Origin of the sequence: Paraburkholderia yinzeri, from assembly GCF_046581065.1 — a bacterium.
In the GTDB taxonomy this organism is placed as follows: Bacteria; Pseudomonadota; Gammaproteobacteria; order Burkholderiales; family Burkholderiaceae; genus Paraburkholderia.
In genome coordinates this window covers 1,837,782-1,849,387 of record NZ_JBFOCJ010000002.1, presented here as the reverse complement: position 1 = coordinate 1,849,387, position 11,606 = coordinate 1,837,782, and the positions used below count along the sequence as shown (strand labels likewise).

Here is an 11,606-nt window from a genome sequence, read left to right as displayed (position 1 = left end):
CGCCTGTCGAGCCGCCGGTCAACGTGAATCCCGCCCCTATCCATGAATCATCCGAGCAAACCTAATCTCCTCGTCCTCATGGCGGACCAGATGACACCGTCGTCGCTGCGCGCTTACGGCAACGCGGTCTCGAGGACGCCCCGCATCGACGCGCTCGCCCGCGAAGGCGTGGTTTTCGACTCCGCCTATTGCCCGAGCCCGCTTTGCGCGCCGTCCCGCTTTTCGCTGATGGCGGGTCAATTGCCGTCGAAGATCGGCGCCTACGATAACGCCGCCGAATTTCCGGCACAAACGCTGACCTTCGCCCACTATCTGCGCGCCGCCGGCTATCGCACCGTCCTCTCCGGAAAGATGCACTTCTGCGGGCCGGACCAACTGCACGGCTTCGAAGAACGCCTCACGACCGACATCTATCCGGCGGACTTCGGCTGGGTGCCGGATTGGGATCGGCCCGACGTTCGGCCAAGCTGGTATCACAACATGAGCTCGGTGCTCGAAGCCGGTACGTGCGTGCGCACCAACCAACTGGATTTCGACGACGAAGTGACGTTCACGACCCGCCAGAAGCTGTTCGACATTGCGCGCGAACGTCAGGCGGGCAACGATGTCCGGCCTTTCTGCGTGGTCGCCTCGCTGACGCATCCCCACGACCCGTATGCTATTCCAGAGGAGTACTGGAATCTGTACCGCGACGAGGACATCGACCTGCCGCGCACCACGCTGAGCCATGACGAGAGCGATCCGCATTCGAAGCGCCTGCGCCACGTTTGCGAGACCGACCGCACGCCGCCGACGGCGCAGCAGGTCCGGAACGCCCGGCGCGCTTACTACGGCGCGCTCTCGTATGTCGACACCCAGTTCGGTGCGATTCTCGACGCGCTGAACGCAAGCGGTCTCGCGAACGACACGATCGTGATCGTCACCTCCGATCACGGCGACATGCTCGGCGAACGAGGTCTCTGGTACAAGATGACGTTCTTCGAAAACGCGAGCCGCGTACCGCTGATCGTGCACGCTCCGAAGCACTTCGACGCGCATCGCGTAGCGGGCTCGGTTTCGACGATCGATCTGCTGCCGACTCTCGTCGAGCTGGCGACCGGCGAGCGCGAACCTGCGTGGCCCGATCCGGTGGACGGCAGAAGTCTCGTGCCGCACTTGCTCGACAACGGCGGCCACGATGAGGTGTTCGGCGAATATCTCGCCGAAGGCGCGATTGCACCGATCGTGATGATCCGCCGCGGGCGCTTCAAGTTCATCCACACGCCAGCCGATCCGGATCAGCTATTCGATCTCGTTGCGGACCCGCAGGAACGCAGCAATCTGGCGGAGGACCCGGCGCACGCGCAAACGGTGCGCGCGTTTCGCGACGAGATTGGCGTGCGCTGGGACCTGGCCGGCCTGCATGCCGCAGTGCTGGCGAGCCAGCGGCGCCGGCGCTTCCACTATGCGGCGACCACGCAAGGGCGCATCCAGTCGTGGGACTGGCAACCGTTCTCCGACGCGAGCCAGCGCTATATGCGCAATCACATCGAACTCGACACGCTCGAAGCCATGGCGCGCTTTCCACGCGTGACGCACGAGTAAATCCGCCATCCGATACCGATACCGCCACCCACCAGGCAAACGAAAGAAGGAGGAAAGCATGAAGCCAATCGGGCCCACCTGGCTCAGATACATCGCACTCACGGCGCTGCTTGGGGCAACGCTTGCCCCGACGCTGGCCGCGCAAGCTCAAGAGCCGCAAGCGTGCAGGCAGGTCCGCATGGCGGCTCCCGGCTGGACCGACATCGACGCAACCAATGCGGTTACCGGCGTCGTACTCAAGGCGCTCGGCTATCAGCAAAACGTCATGAACCTGTCCGTGCCGATCACCTATGAAGGACTCAGGAAAGGCCAACTGGATGTGTTCCTCGGGAACTGGATGCCGGCGCAGGCGCCACTCATCAAGCCATTCGTGGACAGTCATTCGATCGTCGTGCTGCATGCCAACCTGACGAATGCGAAGTTCACGCTTGCCGTACCCGACTACGTCGCCGCGGCCGGTGTGCATTCGTTTGCCGACCTGGCCAAAAACGCAGACAAGTTCGACGAAAAGATCTATGGCATCGAACCCGGTGCGCCCGCGAACCAGAACATCACGAAGATGATAGGCGACAAAGCGTTTGGCCTCGGCGACTGGCACCTGGTCGAATCGAGCGAGACAGGCATGCTCACGCAGGTCGACCGCGCAGTGAAGCAGAAGAAATGGATCGTGTTTCTCGCGTGGGAGCCTCACCTCATGAACACGAAATTTCACCTCACCTATCTCTCGGGCGGGGACACCTATTTCGGTCCCAACTACGGCGGTGCCACCGTCAATACCGTGACGCGCGTGGGCTTTGCCGACCAGTGCGCCAATCTCGGCAGGCTATTCCGCCAGATTACCTTCAACGTCGACCTCGAGAATCAGCTCATCGCGAGCGTCCTGCAAGACAAGGTCGATATGGACACGGCCGCCAGGAATGCCTTGAAAGCGCATGAGGATTTACTCAAGACCTGGCTCGAAGGCGTGACGACCGTGGGCGGCGCGAATGGTCTGGAAGCCGTGAATGCGGCAGTCGGGGCGCACTAGCGCCGCACATTGAACGGGTGCGCGGGGATATCCCCGCTCATTCTATTCATTATATGTAGTTATCCGAATTAAAAAACCGTCAACGCAAGAGGAAGAAATGATCGAACTTCGTCACAGGCCGCCGCGTCCCAGTAGGTACCGCGCCATCCCAGCCCTGATATTCAGCGCGTCCGCGTGGATTCCGGCCACGAGTCATGCACAGAGCAGCGTCACGTTATACGGTGTGCTTGACACCTCAATAGGCTACGTCACGAACGCGGGGGGAACCAGCGCAGCTCACCGGATCGGCTTCGTCAACAGCAATATCCAGTCGAGCGGATTCGGTGTGAAAGGCAAGGAGGATCTGGGCGGTGGACTGTCGGCAATCTTCGACCTGCAAAGTATCATTGTCCCGACCTCCGGCGCACTTGCCGAAAAGAACACGCTTTTCAGCCTGCAATCGTGGGTCGGTCTCGCATCCGACAAATACGGGACGCTGACGTTCGGCCGGCAGTACGATCCCATCACCGACCTGGTCGAACCCTTGACCGCGGATATCGACTTCGGCGCGCTGTTTGCCACGGTGGGCAATGTCGATAACTACGACGCGCTGCTCCATATCAACGATTCGATCAAGTACGTCAGCCCGACCCTCGCAGGCTTCACGCTGGAAGCCATGGCTTCGTTGAACGGCGTCGCCGGATCCGCTTCGGCAGGTAGCGTTTATTCCGCCGCCGTTTCCTATACCAACGGTGCGCTCTCGCTTGCCGGCGGCTATATGGTCAATCGCGTCGACAACCAGACGGCACTCATCGGCGGTATTCCGGCCGTCACGGCATCGACCAGTGCGGACGGACTCAACTATGACAACCCGATCGTTCAGTTTGCCAATATCCGATCCAACGAGATCGGCCGCCTGGGTGGTCAGTATTCCTTCGGACCATTGGCGGTCGGCGCGGCTTACAGCAACTCCCGCTTCCATCAGTTCGACACCAACGCCACGCTCAATTTCAATAGCGGATCGGCGTTCCTGCACTACATGCCGGGCCCGCTACTGGGGCTGGCCGCCGGCTATAGCTTCACGCGGGCAACCGGCAGCGGAGCGGGGGCGAACTATAACCAGGTTTCGCTCGGGTCCGATTACTTCCTTTCGAAGCGAACGGACATTTACGTCTCGGCGGTTTATCAACATGCCAGCGGCGACACATTGAGCGACGCCGACGCTCTGGTTCCCGCTACGGCTTCGGTGGGGGACGAAGGGTTTTACGGTACGGGCCGGTCGCAGTTTCTCAGCGTGGTGGGCATGCGGCATCGCTTTTAGCAAACTGTTGAAGATGCCTTCCGTCGGCACCTATCCCGGCAACTGCTCTTTTGGCTCATCGAGCATCGCATGCCGTACGAGTCCAGTTTGCGCGGGAATTCGTTAGCGTATTGACTGCCTCTGTCCGGCGAATCCTCAGGGGAAGCTCAAGGTGATTCTTGTCCGATATCAAGGCAGCCTGGCAACAATGAAGCTGCGCATGTATTTCGGAGTAGTCCGATATCGCCTTCTCGCTTCGATCGCTTATCAAGGAAAACATCGGCTAATTACATGCCGATGTTCCTGTCGCATTCCTTTTCCCTGGAGATTTCACAATGGCAGTTCCTCTGCACCTGTGGCTGAAAGACGAAGGTGGCGCAAATATTCAAGGTTCGAGCGACGTTCTAGGTCGTGAAGGAAGCATTGAGGTTCTTAGCTTGAGCCACGGGCTGCATTCCCCTGCAGACGGCAATACGGGGCGACTTGTGGGAACACGAACGCATCGCCCTCTGGCCATCGAAAAGGAAATTGATTGTTCGTCGACGCTTCTCTATCAAGCCGTCGCATGTGGCCTGACGTTGCAGTCTGGAGAAATCAGATTCTATCGAGCGACTGAAGCGGGACGGGAAGAGGCTTATTTCACGATATTCATGAAGAACGTGAAAGTGGTTGGCATATCGCCGCGAGTTCAGAATATCAAAGAGCTTTCTAACCAGAACAGGAATCACTTTGAAATCGTTGAATTCCGCTATGAAGAAATCACCTGGGCATATTCGGACGGCAACATGATTTTCAAAGACATTTGGAACTACATCTAAGGAGACGCTATGCCTGTACGATGCACATTCGCGCTAAACGACAGGGTAACCTCCTCGTTGTATTGTTCTGGCTTTGGTTCAGTCTCAGCCTATTCCGGCACGAGTTGGGGACGCGACGATCCACAAGCGACTGCAACTGAAGGCCTTGGTCCGCTTCCAGCGGGAACCTATTACATCGTTGATCGGCAGTCGGGCGGAATACTGGGTTGGGCGCGTGACCTCTGGTCGGAGTACGGTTATGGAACAACGGATCGAACGAAGTGGTTCGCACTATGGAACCCTGTCACGGGAGACTCAACCATGATTGACGGTATCAGGCGCGGGAACTTTCGTATCCATCCTGAAGGGCCGGCACACCTTAGTGAAGGTTGCATTACCGTTGTCAACCCATTTGCCTTTGACCAACTACGGCGGTACATCCGCGCCCATAAGCCCGACTTGCCGGTTCCCGGTAGCACGTTGCGCGCTTACGGCACGGTTGAAGTGCGATGAAAACGATGATACTGCGCGGCGCGCGCGTCCTTGGATTTGTCATGATGTCATGCCTGGGCGGCTGGTTCCTGGGGGCGTTTATCTCCCGGTCATCGCTATGGATGCCGGATTGGCTCTGGAGCTCGATGCGTGCCGCAGTTCGGGCAAGTGGCATTAGTGCTTTGTATAACGAAGACGATATTGAAATGCTTTGTCTTCTTTGCCTGACTATCACATCGTGCATGACGGTTGCGCTCGTACTGGGTGTTGCATGGTTCGTCATCGCCCGCTATGCCCGAAAGCGGCAGTCGGGAGGTACATAGCTGGCCCGGTGTCTCTTGCGTTTCAGATTAGCGGGCGGGGCGAAGAGCGTGTTATGCGACACGCCCGCTTCCGCGCCTCCACAAGCAGCGCCTCCAGCGCCCCCGCACTCATCCCCGCAGCCACGCGCCGCACATAGTCATGATGGTGCCCATCGAGCGGCGCATCGAGATACTGCGCCTGCAAATAGCGCAGCAAAGCAATGCGCCGCTGCCCGCGCGCCATGCTCTGTTCGAGTAGCGCAAGCGCGGCCTGCGCGTCACCCTCCGCGTAAGCGCGCTCGGTCAGTTCAACGGTATATGCCCGAGCCATGAACGCGAACCTCGCCGCACGACGCGTCGCGTACCGCTTGCCCCGCGCGGCGCGCCTCGTAGTCGGCGCGCGTCCAGTCGAGCTCGATTCCCAAACGCCGCGTGCCCTCGCGTATCTTCGGCTTGTATAGCGTGAGCGTGAGCGCATCGAGCGCCGGCCATCCGGAGAACGACAGTTCCGCGATCTCCATGGCCAGCGTTTCGAGCAGCCGCGTATGAGGTTTCGTCGTGAGAAACGCACAGATGCGATTGCAGTACTGCTCGTAGTCGATCAGCGTATCGATGCTCGCTTCAGAAGGGTCGCACCGGTACACGAGGCTCGCGTCCATCACGAGCGGCTGCGGCGCAAGGTGTTCGTGCGCGTGAATGCCCACGCGCGTCTCGATCGCGAGTTCGTCGACAAACACGCGCCAGCCCCGCCCCGGTCCGCTGGTCCCGGGCGAAGCGAGGATGGCGCGCAGGTCGTCGAAGGGCTTCATGCGACGAGCGGCGCGGCCGCGTCCAGCAGGATCCGCACGAAGTAGTCGGCGAAGCTGCGCCGCACGATCACCTCGTAAGCCTCCCCGCTGATGGGCACGAGAACGATCGAGGCCTTGAAATAATGGCTCTGTGCGCACTGGCCGGGCGCGAGCAAGCTCGGATGGAGGTCGAGCGGACACCCGCGCGCCAGCACGTCGCGCACCTGTGTTCCGCTCAGTTCGAGCACGGTAAACCCGCTGCCCACGTCGACAGCCGAGGCGAACTGGCCAGCGAGCGCGGCGGCCAGCGCCGCTTCGAACCTTGCCGGCTGCGGCTCGCGAGAGCGCACGAGCCACTCGTCGGGACCGAGCCAGAGCAGGTCGCAAGCCTCGCCGCGTGCGGTCGTATTGGGGCGCACCGGCAAGCTGCAACCGGTCACGCGCTCGACAGCCTCGACAAACGCGCGATCGGCCGCGTCGCCGCGCAGGTTCACCAGATCGCAAAAGGGTCGCTCGCTCAGACGAATCGCCCTCGATTTGCCGGCTTGATGAGCCTCGAGCAGATCGGCCACGCCGACGAGCGGCGACTCCTGCCACACCTTTCCGGCCGAGCGCTGCACGATGTCCGCGAGCACCGCCGTCTCGTTGCTTCTCGCTTCATTCCACATGTTGACGCACTCCTTCGGTATCGTAGAAGACCGGGCTCGCGATCTTCGCGGTGGCCTGCCTGCCGTTCGCGAGCGGAATCGTGACCTGCTCGCCCATCTTGCCAAGACCGCCCTTGACCACCGCCATCGCAATCGAGCGCTTCAGGATCGGGCTGTAGTAGCTCGACGTCACGTGCCCAAGCATCGGCGCCGTGTCGCCCGTTACGGGCCCCGCGGTAATCTGGCTGCCTTCGGGCAGCACGAGCTTCGCGTCTTCGGTCAGGAGGCCCACGAGCTGCTTGCGTCCCGGCTTCGCCGTATCGGAGCGGAACAGCGAGCGCCGGCCGAGGAAATCCTTCGACTTCGCGACCAGCCCGTCCATGCCAAGGTCGATCGGCGTCATCGATCCATCGGTATCCTGACCAACGATGATGTAGCCCTTCTCCGCGCGCAGCACGTGCATGGTTTCGGTGCCGTACGGCGTGATGCCGAACTCGTCGCCCGCCGCCATCAGCGCCTCCCACACCGCGCGGCCCAGGTTGGCCGGCACGTTCACTTCGTAGGCGAGTTCGCCCGAGAAGCTGATGCGCATCACGCGCGCGGCCACGCCCGCCACCGTGCCCGTGCGGTAGGTCATGAACGGAAACGCCTCATTGGCGAAGTCGACGTCGCTGCACACTTTCTGCAGGACCTTGCGGCTCTTCGGCCCCACCACGGCGAACGTCGCCCAATGATCGGTGACGGAGGCAAGCCGCACCTTCATGTCCGGCCACTCGGTCTGCAGCCAGCGTTCGAGCCACGTGAGCACGCGTGCGGCGCCGCCCGTGGTGGTGGTCATCAGATAGTGCTGGTCGGCCAGGCGCACCGTGACGCCGTCGTCGAACACCATGCCGTTCTCGTCGAGCATGAGCCCATAACGGCACTTGCCCACTTCGAGCTTGCTCCAGGGGTTCGTGTACACCCAGTTCAGCAGCTTCGCCGCATCGGGACCCTGGATGTCGATTTTGCCGAGCGTGGACGCATCGAGAATGCCAACGCTGTTACGGACTGCGAGGCACTCGCGCGCGACGGCCGCATGCAGGTCCTCGCCCGCGCGCGGGTAGTACCAGGGGCGCTTCCAGTTGCCCACGTCTTCGAACTCCGCGCCCTGCTCCTCGTGCCACTCGTGAATGCAGGTCTTGCGGATCGGGTCGAGGAAATCGCCCAGTTCGCGGCCCGCGAACGTACCGAACGAAACGGGCGTGTAGTTCGGGCGGAACGTGGTCGTGCCGGTTTCGGGAATCGTCTTGCCGAGCGCGGCAGCCAGAATGGCCATGCCGTTGATATTGCCGAGCTTGCCCTGATCGGTGCCGAAGCCCATGGCCGTATAGCGCTTCACGTGCTCGACGGACTCGAAGCCTTCGCGTGCCGCCAGCAGGATATCGGACGCCGCCACGTCGTTCTGGAAGTCGACGAACTGCTTCGGGCCGCGCGGCGCAGCCTCGCGGCTGCCGACGAGCCACAGCGGCTGCAAAGGCGTCTCGTCCGGCTCCGCCACCTTGGGCACCGTCGGGCGGGCCAGCGCGAAGCCGAGCGATTGCGCGGCGTCGAGGCCCGCGTCCACCGCAAGCTTGAGCCCGCGCGCGAGGCCGAACTCGCCCACCGCCGCGCCCACGCTCACTTCGGGCTGCACGCGCTTGCCCGGCATGAAGCAGGCTTTCTCGTCGTTCCAGTGCGCCTTGCCGCCCGACTGCGCGAACAGATGCAGCACAGGGCTGAAGCCGCCCGACATCGCCACGAGATCGCAGCCGAGCGTGGCGAGCTTCGCGCCCGTCTGCCCGTTCGTACAGGCGACCACGTCGACCGAACTGACGCGCAGCTTGCCATGCGCGGCCATGATGGCCGCGTTGTACATGACCTTCACACCCTGGCGGCGCGCAGCGGACTGCAACGCGCCTTCGCCTTGCGGGCGCGCGTCCACGACCGTCACGTTCGCGCCGCAGGACTTGAGGTCCAGCGCGCAGCGATAGCCCGCATCGTTGTTCGTGAACACCACTGCATTGCGACCCGGAATCACGCCGTAGCGATGGATATAGGTCGACACCGCCGAGGCCATCATGACGCCCGGCAGGTCGTTGTTGCCGAACACGATGGGACGCTCGTGCGCGCCCGTCGCGAGAATCACGCGCTTCGCGCGGATTTTCCAGAGCAGCTCGCGCGTGCCCTGGCGCGTGGAGACGGGCAGATGATCGGTCAGCCGCTGCGTGACCGTAACGAGATTGTGGTCCTGGTAACCGAACGCCGTGCTGCGCGTGAGGATCTTCACGTCCGGCATCTTCGCGAGTTCCGCCTCGATCTTTTCGACCCAATGGATCGCGGGACGCCCTTCGATCTCGGCCTTGCACCCAAGCAGGCTGCCGCCGGGCTCGCGCTGGTCGTCCACGAGGATCACGCGTGCGCCGGCGAGGCCCGCGGTGTGCGCCGCGGCGAGCCCCGTCGGTCCGCCGCCGATCACGAGCACGTCGCAATGCGCGTAGCACTTGTCGTAGCGGTCGGCGTCGCGCACTTCGGGCGCCTTGCCAAGACCCGCCGCGTCGCGGATCTTTTCCTCGTACTTCGGCCACCATTTGCGCGGCCACATGAAGGTCTTGTAGTAGAAGCCCGCAGGCAGGAAGCGCGAAAACTTCTGGTTGACCGCCATGCGATCGTTTTCGAGGCTCGGCTCGGCATTCACGCTCGTCGCCACGAGGCCCTGATACAGCTCCACTTCCGTCGCGCGAGCGTTCGGCACCGCATACGCGCCGCGTTCGAGCTGCACGACGGCATTCGGCTCGGCAACGTCCGCCGTCACGATGCCGCGCGGCCGGTGATACTTGAAGCTGCGCGCGACGAAATGCACGTCGTTGGCGAGCAGCGCCGAAGCGAGCGTGTCGCCCTGGTAGCCCTGATACGTGCGGCCGTTGAACGTGAAGCTCAGCGGAATCGCACGGTTGATGCGTCCGCCCGCACCGAGTCGGTTCTTCTGGCTCATCGCGTCCTGCTCCCTTGCGTGTGTTCCTGCGCCCCGCCGGCGGCGGAGGCACCGGTGGTATCCGGGCCAAACGTTTCGTATCCGTGAATCGCGTAGGTCACGGTGTCGCGCGTGACCTTGAACCAGCGTCGGCAGCCCTGCGCGTGCAGCCATTGCTCGCGATGCTCGCCGCGCGGGTTATGGCGCATGAACAGGTAATCGCCCCACTCCTCGTCGGTGAGCTTGTCGGTTTCGAGCGGGCGCGCGATATCCGCCTCGCCGCCGCAGGTGAATTCCGATTCGGCACGCGGTCCGCACCACGGACATTCGATCAGCAACATGGTTTTTCTCCGTTATCCCTTCACTGCACGTTCATTGCGCGCCTGGTGCACGCTCGGTGCACACTTAATGCGCCACGGCAGCCGCGCCGTGCTCGTCGATCAGATGGCCCGTGTAGAAGCGGTCCAGCGAGAACGGCGCATTGAGCGGGTGCGGCTCGTCCTTCGCGACGGTGTGCGCGAAGACCCAGCCCGAGCCCGGCGTCGCCTTGAAGCCGCCCGTGCCCCAGCCGCAGTTGAAGTACAAACCCTTCACGCCGGTCTTGCTGATGATCGGGCACGCGTCGGGCGAGACATCGACGATGCCGCCCCACTGCCGGTTCATGCGCACGCGCGAAAACACCGGGAACATTTCGACGATCGCCTGCAAGGTGCCCTCGATGATGTTGAAGCTGCCGCGCTGGCCGAAGCCCGTGTACTGGTCGATGCCCGCGCCGATCACGAGGTCGCCCTTGTCGGACTGGCTGATGTACGCGTGCACCGCGTTCGACATCACCACCGTGTTCACGACGGGCTTGATGGGCTCGGAAACGAGCGCCTGCAACGGGTGGCTTTCGAGCGGCAACCGCACGCCGGCCATGTCCGCGAGCGTCGTGGTGTTGCCGGCCGCGACCACGGCCACCTTCTTCGCCTTGATGAAGCCCTTCACGGTATCGACGCCCGTCACGGCGCCGCCGTTGCGGCGGATGCCGGTTACCTGGCAGTTCTGGATAATGTCCACGCCGCGCTGGTCGGCGCCGCGCGCGAAGCCCCACGCCACCGCGTCGTGGCGGGCCACGCCGCCGCGGCGCTGGATCGAGGCGCCGAGTACGGGGTAGCGGCTGTTCAGGTTGATGGTCGGCTCGATGGCCTGGATCTGCTCGGGCGTGAGGAACTCCGCGTCCACGCCGTTCAGGCGGTTCGCATTGACACGCCGCTGCGTATCGCGCACGTCCTGCAGCGTATGGGCAAGATTCATCACGCCACGCTGGCTGAACATCACGTTGTAGTTGAGGTCCTGGGCAAGCCCTTCCCACAGCTTCATCGCCTTCTCGTAGAGCGCAGCCGATTCGTCCCACAGGTAGTTCGAGCGCACGATGGTCGTGTTGCGCGCCGTATTGCCGCCGCCTATCCAGCCCTTCTCCAGCACCGCGATGTTCTTCACGCCATGCTCTTTCGCAAGGTAGTACGCGGTGGCGAGACCATGCCCGCCGCCGCCGACGATCACCACGTCGTACTCCTTCTTCGGCTCCGGGCTGCGCCACTGCCGCTCCCAGTTCTCGTGATACGACAATCCGTTGCGAAACAGACTGAAAATCGAATAGCGGCTCATCGGCTGCTCCCTCGTTCGTTGCTCATGTGTGCTCTCTCAATGCGGTCTCTC

The 11,606-nt window shown here is 62.6% G+C and carries 10 protein-coding genes and 1 pseudogene; 5 read left to right on the top strand and 6 right to left on the bottom strand.

Annotation, left to right across the window (positions count from 1 at the left end):
- Positions 1 to 42: 42 nt before the first annotated feature.
- The 3 genes from betC (at position 43) to WJ542_RS25445 (ending at position 3,911) form a co-directional block, all read left to right on the top strand.
- On the top strand, positions 43 to 1,584 hold the full coding sequence (gene betC, locus WJ542_RS25455) for a choline-sulfatase (RefSeq protein WP_411192239.1): 1,542 nt from the start codon (positions 43 to 45) through the stop codon (positions 1,582 to 1,584).
- A 58-nt stretch (positions 1,585 to 1,642) separates the two neighbouring features.
- Positions 1,643 to 2,611: a choline ABC transporter substrate-binding protein gene (locus tag WJ542_RS25450; RefSeq protein WP_411192238.1), complete on the top strand. Its 969-nt coding sequence runs from the start codon at positions 1,643 to 1,645 to the stop codon at positions 2,609 to 2,611.
- A gap of 97 nt (positions 2,612 to 2,708) precedes the next feature.
- Complete coding sequence (locus tag WJ542_RS25445) at positions 2,709 to 3,911, top strand: porin (RefSeq protein ID WP_411192237.1); 1,203 nt, start codon at positions 2,709 to 2,711, stop codon at positions 3,909 to 3,911.
- On the opposite strand, the pseudogene WJ542_RS25440 reads toward WJ542_RS25445, so the two are convergent.
- Positions 3,891 to 4,036: pseudogene (locus WJ542_RS25440) on the bottom strand (IS3 family transposase); the annotation flags it as partial. The gene WJ542_RS25445 and the pseudogene WJ542_RS25440 overlap by 21 nt on opposite strands.
- A 189-nt stretch (positions 4,037 to 4,225) precedes the next feature.
- Between WJ542_RS25440 and WJ542_RS25435 the strand changes: the two are divergent.
- Together WJ542_RS25435 and WJ542_RS25430 are read left to right on the top strand one after the other, a co-directional pair.
- The gene (locus tag WJ542_RS25435; protein WP_411192236.1) at positions 4,226 to 4,708 is read left to right on the top strand and encodes an Hcp family type VI secretion system effector; all 483 of its coding nucleotides are present in this window, start codon (positions 4,226 to 4,228) and stop codon (positions 4,706 to 4,708) included.
- Positions 4,709 to 4,717: 9 nt separating this feature from the next.
- Positions 4,718 to 5,200: a DUF2778 domain-containing protein gene (locus WJ542_RS25430; RefSeq protein WP_411192235.1), complete on the top strand. Its 483-nt coding sequence runs from the start codon at positions 4,718 to 4,720 to the stop codon at positions 5,198 to 5,200.
- A 589-nt stretch (positions 5,201 to 5,789) separates the two neighbouring features.
- Here WJ542_RS25430 and WJ542_RS25425 read toward each other — a convergent pair.
- The 5 genes from WJ542_RS25425 to WJ542_RS25405 all read right to left on the bottom strand — a co-directional run bounded on the left by WJ542_RS25425 (position 5,790) and on the right by WJ542_RS25405 (position 11,555).
- The gene (locus tag WJ542_RS25425; protein ID WP_411192234.1) at positions 5,790 to 6,290 is read right to left on the bottom strand and encodes a dihydroneopterin aldolase; all 501 of its coding nucleotides are present in this window, start codon (positions 6,288 to 6,290) and stop codon (positions 5,790 to 5,792) included.
- Complete coding sequence (locus WJ542_RS25420; RefSeq protein ID WP_411192233.1) at positions 6,287 to 6,937, bottom strand: sarcosine oxidase subunit gamma; 651 nt, start codon at positions 6,935 to 6,937, stop codon at positions 6,287 to 6,289. Before WJ542_RS25420 ends, WJ542_RS25425 begins: the two co-directional genes overlap by 4 nt.
- A complete protein-coding gene (locus WJ542_RS25415) occupies positions 6,927 to 9,926 on the bottom strand; it encodes a sarcosine oxidase subunit alpha family protein (RefSeq protein ID WP_411192232.1) in 3,000 nt (999 codons plus the stop codon). Before WJ542_RS25415 ends, WJ542_RS25420 begins: the two co-directional genes overlap by 11 nt.
- Positions 9,923 to 10,246 carry a sarcosine oxidase subunit delta gene (locus WJ542_RS25410; RefSeq protein WP_411192231.1) on the bottom strand — a complete coding sequence of 108 codons (324 nt, stop codon included), beginning with the start codon at positions 10,244 to 10,246 and terminating at the stop codon, positions 9,923 to 9,925. The genes WJ542_RS25415 and WJ542_RS25410 overlap by 4 nt, the downstream gene beginning before the upstream one ends.
- A 64-nt stretch (positions 10,247 to 10,310) precedes the next feature.
- Positions 10,311 to 11,555 carry a sarcosine oxidase subunit beta family protein gene (locus WJ542_RS25405; RefSeq protein WP_411192230.1) on the bottom strand — a complete coding sequence of 415 codons (1,245 nt, stop codon included), beginning with the start codon at positions 11,553 to 11,555 and terminating at the stop codon, positions 10,311 to 10,313.
- Positions 11,556 to 11,606: the final 51 nt, after the last annotated feature.